The 21,250-nt window shown below is 40.5% G+C and carries 22 protein-coding genes; 6 read left to right on the forward strand and 16 right to left on the reverse strand.

The features are described from left to right. Positions 1–8: 8 nt before the first annotated feature. From AC4ME5_RS01720 to glmU, 6 genes are all read right to left on the reverse strand, one after another. Entirely contained in the window at positions 9–602 is a 594-nt protein-coding gene (locus AC4ME5_RS01720; RefSeq protein WP_491799551.1) for a 3'-5' exonuclease, read from the reverse strand. A gap of 82 nt (positions 603–684) precedes the next feature. After that, positions 685–1,179 carry a chromosome segregation protein RocS gene (gene rocS / locus AC4ME5_RS01725; RefSeq protein ID WP_000021248.1) on the reverse strand — a complete coding sequence of 165 codons (495 nt, stop codon included), beginning with the start codon at positions 1,177–1,179 and terminating at the stop codon, positions 685–687. A gap of 76 nt (positions 1,180–1,255) precedes the next feature. Beyond that, on the reverse strand, positions 1,256–1,948 hold the full coding sequence (locus tag AC4ME5_RS01730) for a 5'-methylthioadenosine/adenosylhomocysteine nucleosidase (protein ID WP_491799553.1): 693 nt from the start codon (positions 1,946–1,948) through the stop codon (positions 1,256–1,258). Positions 1,949–1,964: 16 nt separating this feature from the next. Beyond that, the gene (gene macP, locus AC4ME5_RS01735; RefSeq protein WP_000517856.1) at positions 1,965–2,276 is read right to left on the reverse strand and encodes a cell wall synthase accessory phosphoprotein MacP; all 312 of its coding nucleotides are present in this window, start codon (positions 2,274–2,276) and stop codon (positions 1,965–1,967) included. 11 nt (positions 2,277–2,287) lie between these two features. Then, positions 2,288–2,833, reverse strand: a complete 546-nt coding sequence (locus AC4ME5_RS01740) for an NUDIX hydrolase (RefSeq protein ID WP_000393798.1) — start codon at positions 2,831–2,833, stop codon at positions 2,288–2,290. A 9-nt stretch (positions 2,834–2,842) separates the two neighbouring features. Then, on the reverse strand, positions 2,843–4,222 hold the full coding sequence (gene glmU, locus AC4ME5_RS01745) for a bifunctional UDP-N-acetylglucosamine diphosphorylase/glucosamine-1-phosphate N-acetyltransferase GlmU (RefSeq protein ID WP_491799555.1): 1,380 nt from the start codon (positions 4,220–4,222) through the stop codon (positions 2,843–2,845). Positions 4,223–4,377: 155 nt separating this feature from the next. Here glmU and AC4ME5_RS01750 point away from each other — a divergent pair, with 155 nt between their 5' ends. From AC4ME5_RS01750 to lysS, 5 genes are all read left to right on the forward strand, one after another. Beyond that, a complete protein-coding gene (locus tag AC4ME5_RS01750) occupies positions 4,378–5,178 on the forward strand; it encodes a glycoside hydrolase family 25 protein (RefSeq protein WP_491799557.1) in 801 nt (266 codons plus the stop codon). Positions 5,179–5,268: 90 nt separating this feature from the next. Further along, entirely contained in the window at positions 5,269–6,126 is an 858-nt protein-coding gene (locus tag AC4ME5_RS01755; RefSeq protein WP_491800064.1) for a DUF368 domain-containing protein, read from the forward strand. After that, the gene (locus tag AC4ME5_RS01760) at positions 6,126–6,608 is read left to right on the forward strand and encodes an aminoacyl-tRNA deacylase (RefSeq protein WP_247946547.1); all 483 of its coding nucleotides are present in this window, start codon (positions 6,126–6,128) and stop codon (positions 6,606–6,608) included. The genes AC4ME5_RS01755 and AC4ME5_RS01760 overlap by 1 nt, the downstream gene beginning before the upstream one ends. Further along, positions 6,608–7,231, forward strand: a complete 624-nt coding sequence (locus AC4ME5_RS01765; RefSeq protein WP_491799559.1) for a histidine phosphatase family protein — start codon at positions 6,608–6,610, stop codon at positions 7,229–7,231. The genes AC4ME5_RS01760 and AC4ME5_RS01765 overlap by 1 nt, the downstream gene beginning before the upstream one ends. Positions 7,232–7,368: 137 nt before the next feature. Then, a complete protein-coding gene (gene lysS / locus AC4ME5_RS01770; protein ID WP_491799561.1) occupies positions 7,369–8,859 on the forward strand; it encodes a lysine--tRNA ligase in 1,491 nt (496 codons plus the stop codon). A gap of 74 nt (positions 8,860–8,933) precedes the next feature. On the opposite strand, the gene AC4ME5_RS01775 is transcribed toward lysS, so the two are convergent. The 6 genes from AC4ME5_RS01775 to AC4ME5_RS01800 all read right to left on the reverse strand — a co-directional run bounded on the left by AC4ME5_RS01775 (position 8,934) and on the right by AC4ME5_RS01800 (position 15,688). After that, complete coding sequence (locus AC4ME5_RS01775) at positions 8,934–9,773, reverse strand: amino acid ABC transporter substrate-binding protein (RefSeq protein ID WP_491799563.1); 840 nt, start codon at positions 9,771–9,773, stop codon at positions 8,934–8,936. A 15-nt stretch (positions 9,774–9,788) separates the two neighbouring features. After that, positions 9,789–10,418 carry an amino acid ABC transporter ATP-binding protein gene (locus AC4ME5_RS01780; RefSeq protein ID WP_491799565.1) on the reverse strand — a complete coding sequence of 210 codons (630 nt, stop codon included), beginning with the start codon at positions 10,416–10,418 and terminating at the stop codon, positions 9,789–9,791. A gap of 10 nt (positions 10,419–10,428) precedes the next feature. Continuing rightward, positions 10,429–11,070, reverse strand: a complete 642-nt coding sequence (locus tag AC4ME5_RS01785; protein WP_491799567.1) for an amino acid ABC transporter permease — start codon at positions 11,068–11,070, stop codon at positions 10,429–10,431. Between the two features lie 138 nt (positions 11,071–11,208). Further along, positions 11,209–12,438, reverse strand: coding sequence for a tetratricopeptide repeat protein (locus AC4ME5_RS01790; protein ID WP_491799569.1), 1,230 nt, complete (start codon positions 12,436–12,438; stop codon positions 11,209–11,211). Next, positions 12,428–13,594 carry an AI-2E family transporter gene (locus AC4ME5_RS01795; RefSeq protein WP_491799571.1) on the reverse strand — a complete coding sequence of 389 codons (1,167 nt, stop codon included), beginning with the start codon at positions 13,592–13,594 and terminating at the stop codon, positions 12,428–12,430. Before AC4ME5_RS01795 ends, AC4ME5_RS01790 begins: the two co-directional genes overlap by 11 nt. A gap of 117 nt (positions 13,595–13,711) precedes the next feature. Further along, entirely contained in the window at positions 13,712–15,688 is a 1,977-nt protein-coding gene (locus AC4ME5_RS01800; RefSeq protein ID WP_061588133.1) for a peptide ABC transporter substrate-binding protein, read from the reverse strand. A gap of 176 nt (positions 15,689–15,864) precedes the next feature. Between AC4ME5_RS01800 and AC4ME5_RS01805 the strand changes: the two genes are divergently transcribed. Then, positions 15,865–16,878, forward strand: coding sequence for a lactonase family protein (locus tag AC4ME5_RS01805; protein WP_061588132.1), 1,014 nt, complete (start codon positions 15,865–15,867; stop codon positions 16,876–16,878). Between the two features lie 40 nt (positions 16,879–16,918). Here the strand turns inward: AC4ME5_RS01805 and AC4ME5_RS01810 are convergent, their stop codons facing one another. The 4 genes from AC4ME5_RS01810 to atpA all read right to left on the reverse strand — a co-directional run bounded on the left by AC4ME5_RS01810 (position 16,919) and on the right by atpA (position 21,240). Then, positions 16,919–17,338, reverse strand: a complete 420-nt coding sequence (locus AC4ME5_RS01810) for a F0F1 ATP synthase subunit epsilon (protein ID WP_000940837.1) — start codon at positions 17,336–17,338, stop codon at positions 16,919–16,921. A 10-nt stretch (positions 17,339–17,348) separates the two neighbouring features. Continuing rightward, positions 17,349–18,755 (reverse strand): F0F1 ATP synthase subunit beta, encoded by a 1,407-nt coding sequence (gene atpD, locus AC4ME5_RS01815; protein ID WP_000094373.1) that lies wholly within the window; start codon positions 18,753–18,755, stop codon positions 17,349–17,351. Positions 18,756–18,840: 85 nt separating this feature from the next. Further along, positions 18,841–19,719, reverse strand: coding sequence for a F0F1 ATP synthase subunit gamma (locus AC4ME5_RS01820; protein ID WP_061414282.1), 879 nt, complete (start codon positions 19,717–19,719; stop codon positions 18,841–18,843). 15 nt (positions 19,720–19,734) lie between these two features. Further along, positions 19,735–21,240: a F0F1 ATP synthase subunit alpha gene (gene atpA / locus AC4ME5_RS01825; RefSeq protein WP_000996624.1), complete on the reverse strand. Its 1,506-nt coding sequence runs from the start codon at positions 21,238–21,240 to the stop codon at positions 19,735–19,737. Between the last annotated feature and the right edge of the window lie 10 nt (positions 21,241–21,250).

Consider the following 21,250-nt stretch of genomic DNA (forward strand, 5'->3'; position numbering starts at 1 on the left):
AAGCACTCCTAGTCTAAAAATTGGGATAAATCTAAGCCATCGAAAGGATTATTCATCGAAAAACTACTCTGGTCTTCTATTAATAGCTTTCCGTCATCCGAGTCCAAAAAGGCTTCGTAAACACGCGCCGTCATGCGGGCGTCTTCTAAACTGTTATGAGACTTCCCGTGAAAGCCTAAAAAATTTGCTACAGTTTGTAATTTAAGATTGGCTATGCCGTGTAGATCAGAACTACGGCGTTCAAAAGCCTCCTCATATAGATCAACCTTATACTGGTCACGATAATCAATACCATGCTCCAAAAGAATAGGCAAATCACTCTTAGCCGCATTGTAACCAACGAAAGGTGATTTACCAACAAAGGCCTGAAAGTCTTTTAAAACTTGCTCGACTTTCGGCGCATCTTTCAATGTCTCGGCTGTAATTCCAGTCAAACCATTGATAAAACTCTTTAAAGGTACTGTAGTATGGACATAAGAATCAAAAGCTGCACTTTCTTTACCATCTTGAAAACGGACTGCTGACACTTGAATTAAATGGGTAACCCCTTCGTGTTGATTGAATTCTAAGTCAAAGGCAATATAATCTCTTAATTTTTCCATCTTTTCCCTCAATTTCAACTCGATTTAAAACTATAAATAATAAAAGAAGCCATTAGGTTAGTGAATAACCCAAACAGCTTCTTTATTTTCCTCCAAATAGGCGAGCAAAAAAGCCTTTTTTGGTTGCTTGGACTTCTTCTTTTGCTTGATCCAACTCTAGTTTCAAGGTTTCTTGATCCTTCATAGCTTGAAGAGTTAACTGTTGCTGTTGGTCCAACTGTTTGTCCTTTTCTGCAATCTGACGGTCTTTGATGCGCATCTGCTCATCTTTTTCTGCCAACTGCTGGTCTTTGGCCTTGAGTTGCTCGTACAATCGAAGAATTTCAGCATTTTTCTCATCAACCAATATTTCCATCAGTTCACGTTGTTTGACATCATCACTGACTGGTTCATCTTCAAAAATCGTTTTTTTGTAGATTTCTTCTAGCTTGATCAAGCCACTTCGAGTCACTACAGTTACACCTTTGTCATTTTTTTTCGTGTCCTCTTCTGGAAGCTCTTTGACACGATTGTTGATTGCTTGACGAGAGAGTCCTAGGACCTCTGCAATCTCACTGACGGTCATTTCAATACTCATAATATCCTCTGAAACGTTTTCTAGCTTTTCTTTACTTAAATCTTATCATAAGCTAGATAAACTGTCAAATTTCCACTTAATCCAAAGACTTTAAAAAGGCTAGTAAGACTTGGGCAGAACGACGTCCAGCTTTAATGATAAACTCATCAAATGAGATAGATGCTTCGTGATTGGCATTGTCACTCATGGCACGAATGACTAGGAAAGGTAGGCCAAGAGCCTGAGCCGCCTGAGCAATGGCTGCCCCTTCCATTTCAACTGCTAAAACATCTGGAAAGTGGGACTTGATACTAGTAATCTTATCATCTCCGGCTATAAAACTGTCCCCTGTAGCAATCAAGCCGAGGTGCCAGGTCTGTTCTAACTGAGATAAATTTGTTTGAATTCTAGTGATAAAGTTCTTATCGGATTCAAAGTAAAGAGGTTGACCAGCCATCTGACCATAAGCGTAGCCAAATGCAGTCACATCCACATCATGGTAGACAAGTTTATCCGCAATCACGACATCTCCAACGGCAATCCCTTCTGCAACTGCACCTGCTGATCCTGTATTGATAACGGCATCCACTTGGAAATGGTCAGCTAACACCGCTACACTCATAGCTGACATGACCTTTCCAATCCCACTCTGAACCAGAACAACTTCTGTCTTGCCAACAGTGCCAGTGTAGTAAGTATTTCCGAGGACTTGGACTTCTTGCGTTCTATCTAAATTCTGAGTCAAGTGTAGGAGCTCTTCTGGCATTGCTGCAATGATTCCAATTTTCATTTTATTTCCTTTTCTATTACAAAAGTTTCATCGCCAGCACAAGTAAAATCAAGAGTAGGATGACTGTAAATAAGATTCTGTTTAATTTCGAGTTAAAAACATTTCTCTTGGTATTCTCAATGCGACGGCTCTTATGAATCGTTGGCTCTACTTCGATTGTTAAAGTATCTTGAATAGAATTATAGTCTCTAGAACGTGAATAACCAAAGTTTTGTGAAGAAGTTGATAAAATTTTAGTTTCCTCGTCATCTTGAAGAGGTGGCCCAGAGATTTTCTCCCCACGATTGGCACGTTCGATTATTTCATCTGTTAACAAAGGTTTTCCCATGGGCTACTCCTCTATTTCTTTTGCAATTCCCAGTACTGGATTGCCATAATCGTCTTGGCATCACAGATATGACCAGACTGAATTAAGTTTTTTGCTTCCTCAAGGCTGACCTCTAGAACTTCCAAGGTTTCATCATCATCTTGCGGACGAGGATTTTCCACCTTAGTTAAATCTCTTGCGAGGTAGAGTTTTAATTTTTCATTACAAAAACCAATAGCAGAGTAGAAATCATATAGAAGCTCTAACTTACCCGTATAGGCAACTTCCTCCTCCAATTCACGAAGAGCCGCCGACATGGGATCTGCATTTTCACCAATTTCCAGTTTACCAGCAGGAATTTCATAAGAGATGGCTTCAATAGCTTTTCGGTATTGCTTAACAAGGACGATTTTATCCTCAGCTGTCACAGCTAGAACACATACGCCTCCATTGTGAAAAATCAGATCACGTTGGGCAGTTCCCTTCCCTTCGGGTAGTTCCACCTGATCTTGCACTAGCTTAAAAATAGGACCTTGATAGATTTCCTTCCGGCTAATCGTTTTTTCTTCAAATTCCATGATAGACTCCTACTGATTCTTAGGATGATGAGGCAAACGTAGTGCATATTCATCTTTATTAACTTGACGTCCACGTCCAATAGCAATGGCGTCAGCTGGAACATCTTTTGTAATCGTTGAACCAGCTCCAACTAGTGAATTATCACCAAGTTCCACTGGAGCAATGATGGTTGAGTTTGATCCAACAAAGACATTATTGCCAATGACAGTCTTGTACTTATTCTTCCCGTCGTAGTTAACTGTAATCGTGCCTGCGCCAAAGTTAACATGGCTACCTACTTCACAGTTTCCAATATAGGTCAAATGACCTGCCTTGGTATTTTCACCGATTGAAGATCCTTTTACTTCAACAAAGTTTCCAATGTGAACTTGGGAAGCTAGACTTGAGCCTGGACGAATGTGGGCATAGGGACCGACTGTCACACCATCTGCAACTGTACTTTCCTCAATCATGGAATTCGTAATCACAGCTCCAGCTCCGATAGCGCTATCCACGATATAAGTTCCATTTGTTAAAACAGTTTCCGCCCCAATCTTCGTTTGACCTTTCAAGGTAACGTTGGCTTCGATTTGGACTTCAGGAGCAATCTCGACATCAACATCGATGTAAGTTGCTTCTGGATTGACAAAACTAACACCATTAACCATATGCTTTTGGTTGATATGACGGCGCATCACTGCTTCCGCAGTAGCAAGAGCCACACGGTCGTTTACCCCAAGACTTTCATCAAAATCCTTGAGAGTATAGGCGCCAACCTTCTCACCCGCATTACGGAAAATACCAATCACATCAGTAATATAATACTCACCTTGGGCATTGTTGGTGTTGATGTTTTTAAGAGCCTCAAAAAGACGTTCATTGTCAAATACATAAGTTCCTGTATTGATTTCCTTAATTTGCTTTTCAAAGTCTGTAGCATCTTTCTGCTCAACAATACGAAGAACTTCAGCATTATCGTTACGGACGATACGACCATATCCAAAAGGATCAGCTGCTTCAGCTGTCAAGATCGTCGCCACATTTTTGTGATTGATATGGAAATCCAAGAGGTTTTTCAAGCTTTCACCTGTAATCAGAGGAGTATCTCCAGCGATAACCAATGTGTGGCCTGTACGATTTTGGAGAATAGGCTCTGCCATCATGACAGCATGCCCAGTTCCTAGTTGTTCTGATTGGGTAACAAAGTCTGTCTGACCGGCTAATACTTGCTCAACTAGCTCTGCTTTGTGACCAACTACAGTAACTGTTTTTTCAGGTTGAATAGCACCAACACTACGAAAAACATGTTCCAACATCGAAATTCCTGCTACCTTATGAAGTACCTTTGGAAGATCTGATTTCATGCGAGTACCTTTACCCGCTGCTAAGATAATGGCATAATTTGACATACTATTCTCTTTTCTGTAAAAATTCCCTTATATTATACCATAATTTACTTCCTTAGGAGTAAACAAACAGAGAAATAGGGGAAAACATGCTAGTTCATTCATCTTTTCAACGTTTTCTTTGATTTTTTTATCTATTTACGTTAAACTAATTAGATATGAGAAAAGAGATTCATCCAGCTATTATTTTTAGTCTATTCACCATTGTTATAGCTATTTTAATCTTTAATAAACCAGCTTATGAAGACCATTCGGTCAAGTCAAAAAGCAACACTGCCCAAGTTGAAAACCAGGCCTTGCATAATCTTGATAAACCCATTATTGACATTTCTGGTTGGCAAAGACCGGAGGAGATAAACTACGATATTTTATCTCAAAATATTTCTGGAGTTATTGTTCGTGTGCACAGTGGTACTCAACACACGGAAGCAAATGATGCGGCCTTTATCAACGGGGTCGATAAATCCTATAAAAATCACATTTCAGAATTTCAAAAGCGCAATGTTCCCGTAGCCGTTTATGCTTATCTAGCTGGTACGAACAAAGAAGAAATGGAAAAAGCGGCTGAAGTTTTCTACAATTCTGCTTCTCCATACAATCCTAGTTATTACTGGCTTGACGTTGAGGAAAAAACAATGGCCGATATGAATGACGGAGTCGAAGCTTTTCGGGCTAAACTTGAATCGCTTGGCGCTAAAAATATCGGGATTTACATTGGTGTTTATTTCATGCAAGAACATAGCATCAATACGAAGAATTTCTCGGCCGTCTGGATTCCTTCTTATGGGACAGACTCAGGCTACTTTGAGGCCACACCCAATACTGATTTAGACTATGACCTCCATCAGTATACTTCCAAAGGAAAAATTGCAGGATTTGAACATCACCTAGACATCAATCTCATTTCTACTGATAAGGAAAAAGAAGAAACCTTCAGAAAGCTATTTTTAAGACCATAAAGCAAGTGAAAATCGCAACTTTTTCACTTGCTTTTTCATTTTTTTGCCGTCTGTGTTATAATTGATAAGACAGAGAAAGAAATTTATGAAATTGAGGAGTCTAATATGTTTTCATGGATTGCAAGAGTTATTAAAGGAATCGTCATCGCCTTAGGATTTATCCTACCTGGAATTTCTGGTGGTGTTCTGGCAGCGATTTTGGGAATCTACGAGCGAATGATTGGCTTTCTTGCTCATCCCTTTAAGGATTTTAAAGAGAATGTCCTATACTTTATCCCAGTAGCCATCGGGATGTTGCTAGGTATTGGTTTGTTTTCTTATCCAATCGAGTATCTGCTAGAAAATTACCAAGTCTATGTTTTGTGGAGCTTTGCTGGAGCTATCATCGGTACAGTTCCTAGTCTCCTTAAAGAATCTACTCGAGAATCTGATCGTGATAAGATTGATCTAGTCTGGTTCTGGACTACCTTTATCCTTTCAGGTCTAGGGCTCTACGCGCTAAACTTTGTTGTTGGTTCTCTCAGCGCCAGTTTCGCTAGTTTCATCTTGGCAGGTGTTCTTTTAGCTCTAGGTGTCTTGGTGCCTGGTTTAAGTCCATCAAATCTACTCTTGATTTTAGGACTGTACGCTCCAATGTTAACTGGCTTTAAGATCTTTGATTTATTTGGTACCTTCCTTCCTATCGGGATTGGTGCAGGAGCAACTCTTATTATCTTTTCAAAATTAATGGACCATGCCTTGAACAACTACCACTCCCGTGTTTATCACTTTATTATTGGGATTGTGCTATCAAGCACCCTCTTGATTTTGATTCCAAATGCTGGAAGTGCTGAAAGTATCCAATACACTGGACTTTCCATCGTGAGCTATGTTCTCATCGCCTTCTTCTTTGCACTTGGCATTTGGCTTGGTATCTGGATGAGTCAATTGGAGGATAAGTATAAATAATGGCAAAAAAAGTAAAAATTAAAAAAACTCTTGTCGAGCAAATCTTAACCAAAGCAGGAATTGAGCACACAGGGATTCAAATCAATGCGCTTGAGGGAGAACTTCCTTCGGAATATGATCGAACACATATCTTTAAAACCTTGGCTCTGCTGGGGGACAAGACAGGCCCAATTATCGGAATCGTCCCCATAACAGAACACCTCGCTGAGAAAAAACTAGCAAAGGTTTCTGATAATAAAAAGGTGAGTATGATTCCACAAAAAGACCTAGAAAAAACGACAGGCTATATTCATGGGGCAAATAACCCCGTCGGCATTCGCCAAAAACACAACTATCCTATTTTTATTGATAAAACAGCTTTAGATTTGGACAAAATAATCGTCTCTGCTGGGGAAGTCGGGCATAGTATCATTATTGCTCCACAAGACTTGGCTAGCTTTGTGAAAGCAGATTTTGCAGATATCTTGGAGGAAAACAACTGATGAAACTCTATTTTGTGCGTCACGGCCGAACTATCTGGAATCTTGAAGGACGTTTCCAAGGTGCTGGAGGGGACTCACCTCTTCTTCCTGAGTCTATTGATACCTTAAAGGCGCTCGGTCAATATCTCAGCAATATCCCTTTCGATGAGATTTATTCAAGTGATTTACCAAGAGCGGTCAAATCTGCTAAAATTATCCAAAGTCAACTCCAGATACAATGTCCTTTAAAGGCTATTCCTGACCTGCGTGAATGGCATCTCGGAAAACTAGAGGGATTAAAAATTGCAACATTAGAGGCCATCTACCCACAACAAATCAAGGCTTTTCGTACAAACTTAGCTAAGTTCGATACAAGAATGTTTGAAGCGGAATCCCTCTACTCTACAACTCAACGCACCATTCAATTTATCAAATCTCTGAAGAAGAGTCAGGCTGAGAGAGTTCTAATTGTTGGTCATGGTGCAAATCTCACTGCTAGTCTTCGTACCCTTCTAGGTTATAAAGAGCCCCTTCTTCGAAAAGATGGTGGTTTAGCCAATGCTAGTCTAACAGTTTTAGAAACCAAGGATTTTGAAACCTTCACTCTGGAAAGGTGGAATGACATTTCCTATCAGGGAAAATAATGGAACTTGATCTTAATGGTCAAGTTCTTTTTAGTTTTCAAAGAATATCCGTGAATTTCTTGACTATTTATGATAGAATGGGAGTATCGCAAAAAAGACTCATCGTATCAAATTTTGAGTAAAATTAGGAGGATTTCATGTCTACAGAACATATGGAAGAACTAAATGACCAGCAGATCGTTCGCCGTGAAAAAATGGCTGCGCTCCGTGAACAAGGAATTGATCCTTTCGGTAAACGTTTTGAACGTACTGCTAACTCTCAAGAACTAAAAGACAAATTTGCAGAACTCGATAAAGAACAATTACATGAATTAAACGAAACTGCTACTATCGCTGGACGTTTAGTTAGTAAACGTGGTAAAGGTAAAGTCGGCTTCGCCCATCTTCAAGACCGAGAAGGTCAAATCCAAATCTACGTTCGTAAAGATGCTGTTGGTGAAGAAAACTACGAAATCTTTAAGAAGGCTGACCTCGGTGACTTCCTCGGTGTCGAAGGTGAAGTCATGCGTACAGATATGGGAGAGCTCTCTATCAAGGCAACTCACATTACACACTTGTCTAAAGCACTTCGCCCACTTCCAGAGAAATTCCACGGTTTGACTGACGTTGAAACCATCTATCGTAAACGTTACCTTGACTTGATTTCTAACCGTGAAAGCTTTGAACGTTTTGTCACTCGTTCAAAAATCATCTCTGAAATCCGTCGTTATCTAGACCAAAAAGGTTTCCTTGAAGTGGAAACACCTGTTCTTCATAATGAAGCCGGTGGTGCTGCTGCTCGTCCATTTATCACTCACCACAATGCACAAAACATTGACATGGTGCTTCGTATTGCGACTGAGCTTCACTTGAAACGCCTTATCGTTGGTGGTATGGAACGTGTTTATGAAATTGGCCGTATCTTCCGTAACGAAGGAATGGATGCTACACATAACCCTGAGTTCACTTCTATCGAAGTTTACCAAGCTTATGCGGACTTCCAAGATATCATGGACTTGACGGAAGGTATTATCCAACATGCTGCTAAAGCTGTTAAAGGTGACGGCCCAGTCAACTACCAAGGAACTGAAATCAAAATCAACGAACCATTTAAACGTGTTCACATGGTGGATGCTATCAAAGAAATTACTGGTGTAGATTTCTGGCAAGACATGACTTTGGAAGAAGCCAAAGCTATCGCTGCTGAAAAGAAAGTTCCAGTTGAGAAACACTACACTGAAGTTGGTCACATTATCAATGCTTTCTTTGAAGAATTTGTTGAAGAAACCTTGATCCAACCAACCTTTGTCTATGGGCATCCAGTAGCTGTCTCTCCACTTGCTAAGAAAAATCCTGAAGATGAACGCTTTACTGACCGTTTCGAGCTCTTTATCATGACTAAGGAGTACGGTAATGCCTTTACTGAGTTGAACGACCCAATCGATCAGCTTAGCCGTTTTGAAGCTCAAGCAAAAGCCAAAGAACTTGGTGATGATGAGGCAACAGGTATCGACTACGACTACATCGAGGCTCTTGAATACGGTATGCCACCAACTGGTGGTTTGGGTATCGGTATCGACCGTCTTTGCATGCTCCTCACTGATACAACCACTATCCGTGATGTATTGCTCTTCCCAACAATGAAATAAACCCTTATCCTCTGGTACTTTCCAGAGGATTTTTCGATGCAAAAAGAGACTGAGGAAACACTCAATCTCTTTTCTTATTCTTGATTTTTAACTTGACTGGTGGCTACATCTTCCCCAAACCACTTCTGACTGATTTCCTGAAATTTTCCTTCTTGGTATAGTGATACAAAGGCTTGATTCAGAGCAGCTAGCAAAGTTTTATCAACAGGTCTAACACCCACTGCAAAAGCTTCACTTTCAAATCCAGCTGAAAAGACATTGTAGTCATTTAATATTCCTTCAGACTGGAGATAATAATTGGCATATACCCGGTCAATCAACAAGGCATCAATCCGATCGTTTTTCAAATCAATTAAGGCTTCATTGAAACTTTGGTATTGATTGGCCTTCTGATCTTTCACTCGATTCTTGAGTAGTTCTGATTGTCCTTCAAAATTCAAATAGCCAGAAGATCCTGCCTGGGCCCCTAAAACTTTGTCAGTCATATCCTGAATTGAGTGGATATTTTGAGACTTTTTAGAGACTAAAACTTGTTGATTTTCCATGTAAGGAATGGTAAAAGCAACCTTCTCTTTCCGTTCATCTGTAGCTGTATAGCCATTCCAGATGGCATCAATGGTACCATTTTGTAGCTCGGTTTCTTTCATATCCCAGTCGATGGGTTGAAATTTAATCTGAATTCCTAGCTTTTCAGAGACAGCTTGGGCCAGGTCAATATCAAAGCCTGCATACTGGCCATTCTTTTCCTCAAATCCCATGGGAACAAAGGTATTGTCAAAGCCAATGGTAATGCTTCCCTGTTTTTGATATTTGGCCCAATTATCCTGATTTGGATCACTTGCCTTCTGAGTACAAGCCGTCAGGAAGAAGCTAAAGAACAGAGCAAGTACAAGGGCAATTTTCTTTCTCTTCATAGGCACCTCCTAGTCCTACTTTGGATCAACCTTAAGAATCTGATCAGCAATGTTTTCCGCAAACTGAAGATCGTGGGTCACAACAATCTGAGTCATCCCACGCTCTTTATTTTGAAGGATAAGTTTTTCTACTTCTAATCGCAACTCTGGATCTAAGGCTGATGTAGGCTCATCATATCCAATAATTTCTGGGTTTATCATCATGGCGCGTGCTAAGGCCACCCGTTGTTTTTGCCCACCTGAAAGCGAGAAAGGAAAGGCATCTGCATACCCTGCTAACCCAAGTTGTTCTAACAAACCACGCGCCTTCTTCTCTGCAACTTCCTTCTCCATGCTCATCGTTTTTATGGGCGACAGAGTTAAGTTATCTAGAACTGACAAATGCGGAAAGAGTTGAAAATCTTGGAAAACAAATCCTAGAAGATTTCGCTTTTCTAGTTCGTCTATAGCTAGCGATTCGCCGTTATAGTAGATTTCCCCAGAATCGATGGTTTCCAGTCCAGCTAGCATACGTAATAGGGTTGTCTTTCCGCCTCCTGATGGACCTACGATTGCGAGGATTTGCTTTTCAGGAATTGATAGGCTGAAATTGGTTAAGATTTGTTTGCCAACAAAGGCCTTGTTGATATTTCGTAATTCTAACATAGCAATCCTCCTATCTGTAATAACTGTACTTCTTCTCAAGTTTTTTCGCTACAATGGTTACAAGACCAATCATAACCAAATAAATCGCTCCAGCTAAAAACATAGGCACAAGGCTGGCATCTCGATTGGCTGCTGTACGACTTGCCAAAATCAAATCTGAAATCCCAAGGGCATAAACCAAAGAAGTATCCTTGACCAGACTCATAATTTCATTAAAGACACTCGGTAAGACAATCTTTGTAACCTGAGGAAGGATGATGTAGCGAACTGTATCAAAGGAGCTAAATTTTAACACTTTTGCGGCTTCATACTGCCCTTTTGGAATGGTTTCGATCCCACCACGAAAGATTTCTGCAAAGTAGGCTGCATAGTTCAATACAAAAGCAATCACAGCAGCAGGCAAACGATCTAAACGTATCCCAATACTAGGGAGCACATAGTAAATAAAGATTAATTGCAAAAGCAAGGGAGTTCCTCGCATTACCCAAATATAAAGGTCAATGAGATAATGGAGGGGTTTCCAACGGACTTGCAAAGCAAAGGCAACGACAATACCTAAGGGAATTGAAAAAATTAAAACCAGAGCAAAGACTTGAAGTGTCATACTTGCACCGTTTAACAAACTTGGTAATATCTCAAACATATAAGACATACTGCACCTCCTAAAAATAATTGTTCCTATTATAGCATAAATAAACAATTTAGCAAGAGTTTTTGTAAAAAAATTCCATTTCTCCTAAAAAGACGTATCTGACAAATTGACGGATACGTTCTTTTATAGAGATAACTTTTAAAGTGTTTCTAAGAGTTCTTGCATCTGAACATCATCTGGAACGAGTTTTAAATAGGATTCAACTTGTATCTTGGCCTCTTCAAAATATCCCAATTCACGCAATAGATAGCTATACTGCTCCAGAAACTCAGGATTATCCTTGAGGTCAGACGATAGTTCCTGATAGAGCTCATAGGCCTTATCTAAATCCTCGATTTCCTGGTAAGAACGTGCAATCATCCATCTAGTCAAGAGATTTTCAGGTTCTTGACTTTGGAGAGCAATGATATCTTCATACCGCTCTTGTTCCATATAAATAGTTGTAAGGCGAAGGAAAATTTCTTCTGTATCCTCTGCATCATCCTTAGCAGTAAGGAGAAACTGCTCTGCAGCACTAGGATCATGCAATTCGTACGAGAACTGAGAAGCAGCTAGTAAGAGCCGAGTCTCAAATGGATTTTTCTCCAGCCCTTTTTTAACGATACGAAGGGCCTCTTCCACCTGATGTTCCTTATGCAAGGCTTGACTATAACCATATTCATATCCTTCAAAATCTGGTGAAATGGTATCAATCTGCTTAAAGTAAAGAACAGATTTTTGATACTCTTCTTGGTCAAAGTAAAGACTAGCCAGTTCAAAGGCAGTTTGGTCATCATATTCTAATTCTAAAGCTTTTTCTAAGAATTCTGTTGCAGCTTCAAACTTACCTAACTGGGCATAAGCATAGCCAATTCGCTGATAAGTTGAGACACCCGTTTGCTCATAGATGGAGCGATTGTCTAATTTAGCATAGCCCTGAATGGCTTCCTGATAATTCCCTAACTCGCTATCCAACTCAGCCAAACCAAAAACTAATAAGGCATCATCTGAGTAATTTAAGGCTTCCAGTAACTTTTCACGTGCTACATCTGTCAATCCTTCCAACTGATAGAGGTCTGCCTTCAAGGCCAAGGCCGATACATACCAGTCACTTTCAGGTTTGATTTCCTCAAGGTAAGCAAAGGCTTCCTCAACATTGCCATCCTCGCTAGCAATGCTAGCTAAGTTCAGATTCACTTCTGGAAATTCTGTAACGATATCTTGGTAAATTTCTTTTGCTTGAGGATAAAAGCCAATTCCCTCTAGATAGCTTGCTAGTTCATAGAGAACCTCACTTGAATCTGTTTCAAGGGCTTTGTGAAAATACTGATCTGCTTTGCTTAAATCTTGGTCATCCAAAGCTTGGAGCATGCGTTGACTATTGTTCACTCTTGATTTCCTCCCCTTCTTCTTCATACAAACCGCTGACTTTTTTGTACCAGTTAAAGATAGCTGAGATAACGACCTTAGCAGAGGCATAGACAGGAATTCCCAGCAAAACTCCCCAAATACCAAACATAGACCCTGAAGTTAGGAGAACAAAGAGGACATTGATCGGATGGATATTTAGCTGGCTACCTAAAATAAGCGGAGAAACGAAGCGACCTTCAATCGTTTGTTCAACAATAAAGACAATAATCACTTTCAAAAGCATGACAGGCCCCGCTATCAAGCCCAAAACCAGAGCAGGCAACATCGCTAGAAAACTACCCAGGTAAGGTACTAGATTGAGGATACCAGCCGTAATACCAAGAGTCACAGCATATCTGAGACCAATAATCTTAAAGAAGATAATAAACATAATCGCCACGATAATAGCAACTGTAACCTGTCCTCTAACGTAGTTTGACAACTGTTTATTAACATCTGACAAAACTTGTCCTACTGGTTCCTTTAACTTCGTGGGAATAAACTTGGTCAAATAATCTCGCAAACCTTTCCCATCGCGTAAAAGATAAAAGAGCATGAAAGGTAAGATAATGACCGCTACAATAACCTGGGATACACTGCTGACAAAGGCACTCACCCAGTTAACGGCTTGGGAAGAGATTTTGCTCGCCCACATCGTCGCCTCAGTAGAAATATTCGCAAGAACCTGCTCCAACTGTGGCCTAAAATCATCTGGTAAACGTTTGGTTATAAGATCATTGATCACCTTATCAGCGTCTTCCAGGTATGTCGGCACATTCTTCGCAAAATTTAAGACCTGACGTTGCAGATTTGGAATAGCAACCGCTAGCCCCCAAATGATAAAGAGACCAATTATAACAAAGAGAATACTAATGGCAAGAACACGATTGATTTTGTGTTTCTCCATCCAGTCAACAATCGGATTGAGGAGATAATAAAGTAAACCAGATAAAATAACTGGCAACATGACAACTCCTAGAAAATCTAAAACTGGTAAAAAAATAAAACTAATCTTACTTAGAATGAAAAGGTTCAAGCCCAGTAACAAGGTCACCAAGAATACGGTAATAGCTTTATTATCTAAAAACCACTTGAAGAACCAAGATAGGCTAAAATGTTTCTCTTTATGTTCCATAAATACATCCTTTCTGTCATTCTCTCATTATACCATTTTTAAACTAAAATAACTCTTTTTTAAAGTGCTTACATGAATAGACAAAAAAGAAAAATCTCCTCTATTGAGGAGATTTATTTAATCTTTAATATGACTTGATAGTTGTTTTTGGTATTCTTCGTTTGATTTTGCTTTTTCTTCAGCAAATTTCTTGCGGAATTCTTCCATTTCTTTACTTGTCACAATCTTATCTTGAATCTTCAGATATTTATAACTGTTTTCACCTGTTTTATCACCGACCCAACCATCTGCTCCTGTTCCTGGGACTTTCTTTGTAACAAGCATTTGGGCACCGTCTGAGTGTACAGGAATAACTAGAGCACTATCTGTCAACCATGCTTGAGCTTTAGCATATTTTGAATAGCGTTTTTCGAGATCTGTTTTCTCACTGTTTGCATCATCAAGTAATTCTTTGTATTTATCCAATCCTACTGCCTTAATGGCTGAACTATCTGATCCTGGTGCAATACCAAGTGCTCCAAGAAGAGTTGGTCCAGATGTTGGATCAAATGCATCAAGATAGGTTGATGGATCTGCATAGTCTGGGCTCCATCCACTGTTTGGATTGATATCCCAGTCGATATTGTCTTTTGAAGTTGCAAGAACGGTCATACTTCCCAATTCATCATCAGAAACTTGTTGGATATCAACCACGACATTTTCAACTCCAAGAGCTTCCTCTATTGATTGTTTATACGATTGAGCTTGACGTACAAAATCCGTTTGAGTAGAGGATACTGGCAAGTCCAAATGAATAGGGAACTGAACACCGTCGGCTTGAAGAGTTTTCTTAGCCGCTTCAAGTTTAGTTTTAGCTTTATCTACATTATGAAGTGAATCTTGTGCATCATCCAAGCTAACATCGCTCCAAGCAGTATCCAACTTGTCAAGTTCTGTTTTTGTTACTTGACCAAAAGATTGATCCCCAATTTGAACAAATGTTGGAGGTGTAAAGCTAGTACGTAATTTACGAGGGGCAACTTCATCACCAAATACTTGAGAGACAGCAGCCTTACGATCTGCTCCAAAAGCCAAGGCTTGGCGGAAATCTTTGTTCAACAAAGCTTTCTTAGTAGATGTCTTTTCTTCGTCCGTTGTTTTAGAAGTATGGTTATAGGCTACACGGTCAATATTAGTTGAAATGTAGTAGCTACCTCCTCTTTGTTGACCATACACAATGTTGTCTTTGTATTTTTCTTTGAATCGCTCATAGTTTGCAGAATTCTTAAAGAGCGGAGCTGCTGGGTAGTGTCCTTCATCAAAACCACGACCAAGAGAGTCTGCATCTTGACCATCAAAGAAAGTCAATTTTATATCATCAATGAAGACGTTTCCTTTATCCCAATAGTTTTGGTTTTTCGTCATCTCAATTGAAGATTTCGATGTGAGACCTTTCAGAAGGTAAGGACCATTGTATAGAATACTTGTAACATCAGTAGGTTTACCAAAATCATCCCCTTTAGAGGCTAAAAAGTCTTCATTGATTGGTGCTAAAACACCCATCGTTGTCTTGGAATTCCAGAAAGATTCAGGATTATTAAGCGTATAAACGAGTGTATAATCATCTGTCGCCTTAATTCCAACAGTAGAAAAATCATTTGTTTTCCCGTTAATATAATCATCCAACCCTTTGATTGAATCCTGTACAAGATAGAGGGCTTGTGATTTCTTAGCGACAGCATGTTTCAAACCTGTCACGAAATCCTGAGCCTTTACTTCACCATATTCTTCGCCTTCATTAGTGTACCACTTAATCCCTTTTCGGATTTTATAGGTGTAAGTCAAACCATCTTTAGAAACACTCCAGTCCTCTGCTACAGACGGTACAAGATTTCCATATTGGTCATTCTCAAGCAAACCATCGATGACATTCCCAGTCACCTGTTTGGTACTGGAATTTCCAGAAACTGTGTAGTCCAGAGTTGCAGGATCCGATGAGAAGACATAAGTATAAGTCACAGGTTGGTTGGCATTTTTACCACCAGACGAACAAGCTGCTAGTAGTGCTGAGGACAACACTGCTACTGCAGCCGTTAGAAAAATACGTTTTTTCATAAGGCACTCCTTTAAATCAAATATATGATTATTATATCACTTTGATTTTTGAAAGCAAGGTAAAAACTAAATAAATCTCCCTAAGATGTTTTCTGTAATTTTCAAAAAATGATGAAAGTCAGTTAAGAATTTCATTTTGTGGTATAATAAGTTTATCATTATTAAGAGGTATGGACATGAAAGAAACTGTTTATTTTGGAACTTACACTCGTCGCTTATCTAAAGGGATTTACAAGGCAGATTTTAATACAGAAACAGGTCAGCTTACAAATCTTGAACTCTTTGCTGCTGAACCAAGTCCGACCTACCTTGCCTTTGACAAACAGCAACACTTATACACCGTAGGGAGCCAGGATGGTTTGGGTGGAATCGCTGCTTACAAGACCGACGGCACCTTATTAAATCATGTGGTGGAAGAAGGCGCTCCTCATTGTTATGTGGCAGTAGATGAAAAACGTAGTCTCGTTTACGGAGCCAACTATCATAAGGGGCAAGTCCTGGTTTATAAACGTCAAACGGATGGTAGCCTCATCCAAACGGATCTAGATCAGCATAGTGGACAAGGTCCTCATGAAAATCAAACTTCTCCTCATGTCCACTTTACAGATCTAACACCTGACCAGTATCTCGTCACATGTGATTTAGGTACGGATGAAGTAACGACCTACGATGTTAGTCCAGAAGGAAAACTAAGTAAACTCTATACTTATCATAGCCAAGCTGGAGCAGGGGCTCGCCATATCGTTTTCCATCATCATTATAAGATTGCCTACCTCATCTGTGAACTCAACAGTACCATTGAAGTCTTGATTTACGATGGTGTTGGTGAATTTGAACGCATGCAAGTCATTTCGACTTTGCCAGATGGATATGAGGGATTTAATGCTACTGCTGCCATTCGTCTTTCAAAAGATGGTAAATATCTCTATGCATCAAACCGAGGTCATGATTCCATTGCTGTATTTAGCATCCTAGCTGATGGTAGTCTGGAATTATTAGAAATTGTGCCCAGCCATGGACAAAATCCGCGCGATTTCAATCTTACTCCTGACCAAGAATTTCTAATTGCAGTTCACCAAGATTCAGATAATGCAACCGTCTTTAAACGTAATCCCGAAACTGGTCGATTAGCTGAGCTTTCTAACGATTTCCAAGTTCCCGAAGCCGTTTGCATCACATTTAAACATTAATGTAAAATAAAAATGAACTTGAAACTCAAGTTCATTTTTTTTATAGTTTATTTCCGACATTGATACGGTTAATGGCGCGTTGCAAAGCAACCTTAGCTCGCCGTTCTTGGTCAATCAAGTGTTTATCTTGTGCTTCTTCAATCTCACGTTCAGCACGAAGTTTAGCACGTTGGGCACGGCTGATATCGATATCACGAGCACGTTCTGCTGAGTCTGCTACAATAGTAATAATGTCATTGGCAATCTCGATAATTCCTCCGTTCACTGCAATCCAGTTCACATGAGTATCGTCATCGATTCGTTTTACCTTTACTTCATCAACCGCTAAAACCGCAATCATATTTTCATGTCGTGGCAAGATCCCCATCTCACCATCCAGAGTTCGTACCGATACAAAGCTGGCATGGTGATCATAGACGAGGCCATCTGGTGTCACGATCTGGACAGTTAAATGAGCCATAGATCACCTCTTAAAATCCCATTTTCTCAGCTTTTGCAATCACATCTTCGATTGAACCGACACCACGGAAGGCATCTTCTGGTAGATGGTCATGTTTTCCTTCAAGGATTTCCTTAAAGCCGCGAACTGTTTCCGCTACTGGTACATAAGAACCAGGTTGGCCAGTAAATTGTTCGGCAACGTTAAAGTTTTGAGACAAGAAGAACTGGATACGACGGGCACGAGCAACCAAAGTCTTTTCTTCATCAGAGAGTTCATCCATACCAAGGATAGCAATGATATCTTGCAATTCATGGTAACGTTGAAGGACACGTTTGACCTCAGCAGCAACTGCATAGTGCTCCTCACCAACAATCTCAGGTGCCAAGGCACGAGAGCTTGAAGCTAGAGGGTCAACGGCTGGGTAGATACCCAACTGTACCAACTTACGTTCCAAGTTTGTAGTTGAATCCAAGTGAGCGAAGGCTGTTGCTGGCGCTGGGTCAGTATAGTCATCCGCTGGCACATAGATAGCCTGAATAGAGGTTACAGACCCCTTCTTGGTTGATGTGATACGTTCTTGCAATTGACCCATTTCCGTAGCAAGTGTTGGTTGGTAACCAACGGCTGAAGGCATACGACCCAAAAGGGCAGATACCTCTGAACCAGCTTGAGTGAAACGGAAGATATTATCGATAAAGAGAAGCACATCTTGGCCTTCTACATCACGGAAATATTCGGCGATTGTCAAACCAGTAAGGGCAACACGCATACGTGCTCCAGGTGGTTCATTCATCTGACCAAATACCATGGCTGTTTTCTCGATAACACCTGATTCTTTCATTTCCCAGTAAAGGTCGTTCCCTTCACGAGTACGTTCCCCAACACCAGTAAATACTGAAATACCACCGTGTTCTTGGGCAATATTGTGAATCAATTCTTGAATCAAGACAGTTTTACCAACTCCGGCACCACCGAAAAGTCCAACTTTACCACCTTTTAGGTAAGGGGCAAGAAGGTCGATAACCTTGATCCCTGTTTCCAAGATTTCAGATGAGGTAGACAATTCATCAAAAGTTGGAGCTTTCTTATGAATTGGCTGACGCTCAGCGTCTTCATCGAAAGGAGCATCCAAGTCAATGGTATCTCCCAAAACGTTGAAGACACGTCCCAAAGTTTCTTTACCTACTGGCACAGAGATTGGACGGCCCGTGTCCAAAACTTCCATACCACGAGTCAAACCATCTGTTGATTCCATGGCGATAGTACGAACCATACCATCACCCAACTCCAAGGCTACTTCAAGGACGATTTTTGTTTTTCTTTCGTCATTTTTGTAGACGACAAGTGCATTATTAATCTCAGGAAGTGTTTCACCTGCTGCGAACAAGACGTCAACAACGGGTCCAATAACCTGAGCAATTTTACCTGAACTCATCTCCTTCTCCTATTCTATATAAGATACTGTCGGTTCCTAGTTCACCTAGGTCCTAAGTTCATTTTGATACGAGGGAGGCAAAGCCTTATTCTAAGGCACTAGCCCCCGCTACAATTTCTGTAATTTCTTGTGTAATCGCCGCCTGTCTAGCACGGTTATACTGGATTGTCAAATCATTGATGACTTTCTTGGCATTATCAGTTGCCGTTTGCATGGCTGTCATACCTGCAGCATTCTCAGCTGTCTTGGCATCGATGATAGCCCCGTATATCATACTTTCTGCAAACTGTGGCAACAACTGCTCTAGAATCTCATCACGACTCGTTTCCAACTCAAAGGTCAAGCTATATTCTTCATCCGCTTCATTTGGATCTAAGTCAACGATTGGAAGCATTTGTTCTACACGCATTTGACTTGTGAGAGTATTGACATGATGATTGTAGCAGACGTATAATTCATCAAAAAGTTCGTTTTGGTACATCTCAATCGTTTTTGAAATAATTTTACGAACTTCATCAAAACTAGGTTGATCTGCCAAGCCACGTAGTTCATAGATTGGCTGAATACCACGAGCCTTAAAGAAATCAGCTCCCATCCCACCGATACAGATTATCTCAAAACCTTTACCATCTGGATGGTATTCTTCTTTCAACTCCATAACAGCTTTAAGGATGGAAGCATTATAACCTCCAACCAAGCCACGGTCTGAAGTGATAACGATATAGCCTGTTTTCTTAACTGGGCGACTGATGAGCATCGGATTGGTTGAACCACCTGATCCGTTACCATGCAGAATATCCGTCAAAAGCTTACGAACTTTCTGAGCGTAAACTTGGAAGTTGCGAGCCGCTTCTTCAGAGCGACCTAGTTTAGCAGCCGATACCATTTGCATGGCATTAGTGATTTGACTAGTATTTTTTGTTGAGGCGATTTTTGTTTTAATATCATTTAGAGATACTGCCATCTGACACCTCTATTCTTATTGGAAGCTGGATTGATTGAGAAACTCTGTAATCGCAGCATCCAAGACTGCCTCTTCTGGCAAGTCTTTTGTTTCACGAATAGTTTCCAAAATCTCTGGATGTTGTGCATCAAAGAAATCATGAAACTCTTCCTCAAAACGAACAATGTCATCTACAGGAATCGTATCCAAGAAACCATGTGTCAAAGCATAGAGAATGGTTACTTGTTTCTCAACAGGCAATGGTTTGTGAACTGGTTGTTTCAGAACTTCAACGGTACGACGTCCACGATTTAACTTAGCTTGAGTAGCCGCATCCAGATCAGAACCAAACTTAGTGAAGGCTTCCAACTCACGATATGAAGCAAGGTCAATACGAAGTGTACCAGCAACCTTCTTCATAGCTTTAATTTGTGCAGAACCACCTACACGAGATACAGATGAACCCGCATCGATGGCTGGACGAATACCCGCATTGAAGAGACCATCGCCAAGGAAGATTTGACCATCGGTGATTGAAATCACGTTGGTTGCGATATAAGCAGAGATATCTCCTGCTTGTGTCTCGATAAATGGTAGAGCTGTGATTGAACCACCACCAAGTTCATCAGAAACCTTAGCTGAACGCTCAAGCAAACGGCTATGAAGGTAGAAAACATCCCCAGGGAAGGCTTCACGACCTGGTGGACGACGAAGCAAGAGGGAAAGTTCACGATAAGCGACCGCTTGTTTTGAAAGATCATCATAAACGATCAAAACATGCTTCCCTTGGTACATAAACTCTTCTGCCATAGCAACCCCAGCATAAGGAGCTAGGAAGAGCAATGGAGAAGGTTGTGAAGCAGAAGCTGTCACAACGATTGTGTAGTCCAAGGCACCGTACTGACGAAGTGTTTCAACTTGCGTACGAACAGTTGACTCTTTTTGTCCAATCGCTACATAGATACAGATCATATCTTGACCTTTTTGGTTCAAAATAGCATCAATAGCGATGGTTGTTTTCCCTGTTTGACGGTCACCGATAATCAACTCACGTTGACCACGACCAATCGGAACAAGGGCATCAATAGCTTTCAAACCTGTTTGCAATGGTTCTGATACAGACTTACGTTGCATAACGCCAGGAGCCGGCGCTTCTACTGGACGAGACTTATCAGTATGGATTTCTCCAAGACCGTCAACTGGACGACCAAGTGGATCCACAACACGTCCAATAAGGCTCTCACCAACAGGAACTTCCATGATTTTACCTGTACGACGAATTGTATCGCCTTCACGAATATCTGTAAAGTCACCTAGGATGATAATCCCGACGTCTGTTGACTCCAAGTTTTGCGCCATCCCATAAGAGCCGTTTTCAAAAATCAACAGCTCTCCACTCATGGCATTTTCAAGGCCGTGAGCACGCGCAATTCCGTCCCCGATATAGGTTACAACACCTGTTTCAGATACATCAAAATTGGGTTTGAAATTTTCAATTTGTTGCTTAATTAAAGCGCTGATTTCTTGTGCGTTAATTGCCAAAAGAACACCA

The organism is Streptococcus sp. A69 (assembly GCF_058556195.1).

Bases quoted from the DNA above. Each gene is read 5' to 3' on its own strand.
- macP (WP_000517856.1), bottom strand. From the start codon at position 2,276: ATGGGAAAACCTTTGTTAACAGATGAAATAATCGAACGTGCCAATCGT.
- AC4ME5_RS01775 (WP_491799563.1), bottom strand. From the start codon at position 9,773: ATGAAGAGAAAGAAAATTGCCCTTGTACTTGCTCTGTTCTTTAGCTTC.
- AC4ME5_RS01780 (WP_491799565.1), bottom strand. From the start codon at position 10,418: ATGTTAGAATTACGAAATATCAACAAGGCCTTTGTTGGCAAACAAATC.
- AC4ME5_RS01740 (WP_000393798.1), bottom strand. From the start codon at position 2,833: ATGGAATTTGAAGAAAAAACGATTAGCCGGAAGGAAATCTATCAAGGT.
- AC4ME5_RS01810 (WP_000940837.1), bottom strand. From the start codon at position 17,338: ATGGCTCATTTAACTGTCCAGATCGTGACACCAGATGGCCTCGTCTAT.
- AC4ME5_RS01760 (WP_247946547.1), top strand. From the start codon at position 6,126: ATGGCAAAAAAAGTAAAAATTAAAAAAACTCTTGTCGAGCAAATCTTA.
- AC4ME5_RS01730 (WP_491799553.1), bottom strand. From the start codon at position 1,948: ATGAAAATTGGAATCATTGCAGCAATGCCAGAAGAGCTCCTACACTTG.
- AC4ME5_RS01720 (WP_491799551.1), bottom strand. From the start codon at position 602: ATGGAAAAATTAAGAGATTATATTGCCTTTGACTTAGAATTCAATCAA.
- AC4ME5_RS01750 (WP_491799557.1), top strand. From the start codon at position 4,378: ATGAGAAAAGAGATTCATCCAGCTATTATTTTTAGTCTATTCACCATT.
- rocS (WP_000021248.1), bottom strand. From the start codon at position 1,179: ATGAGTATTGAAATGACCGTCAGTGAGATTGCAGAGGTCCTAGGACTC.
- glmU (WP_491799555.1), bottom strand. From the start codon at position 4,222: ATGTCAAATTATGCCATTATCTTAGCAGCGGGTAAAGGTACTCGCATG.
- AC4ME5_RS01765 (WP_491799559.1), top strand. From the start codon at position 6,608: ATGAAACTCTATTTTGTGCGTCACGGCCGAACTATCTGGAATCTTGAA.
- atpD (WP_000094373.1), bottom strand. From the start codon at position 18,755: ATGAGTTCAGGTAAAATTGCTCAGGTTATTGGACCCGTTGTTGACGTC.
- AC4ME5_RS01805 (WP_061588132.1), top strand. From the start codon at position 15,865: ATGAAAGAAACTGTTTATTTTGGAACTTACACTCGTCGCTTATCTAAA.
- AC4ME5_RS01820 (WP_061414282.1), bottom strand. From the start codon at position 19,719: ATGGCAGTATCTCTAAATGATATTAAAACAAAAATCGCCTCAACAAAA.
- lysS (WP_491799561.1), top strand. From the start codon at position 7,369: ATGTCTACAGAACATATGGAAGAACTAAATGACCAGCAGATCGTTCGC.
- AC4ME5_RS01800 (WP_061588133.1), bottom strand. From the start codon at position 15,688: ATGAAAAAACGTATTTTTCTAACGGCTGCAGTAGCAGTGTTGTCCTCA.
- AC4ME5_RS01785 (WP_491799567.1), bottom strand. From the start codon at position 11,070: ATGTCTTATATGTTTGAGATATTACCAAGTTTGTTAAACGGTGCAAGT.
- AC4ME5_RS01795 (WP_491799571.1), bottom strand. From the start codon at position 13,594: ATGGAACATAAAGAGAAACATTTTAGCCTATCTTGGTTCTTCAAGTGG.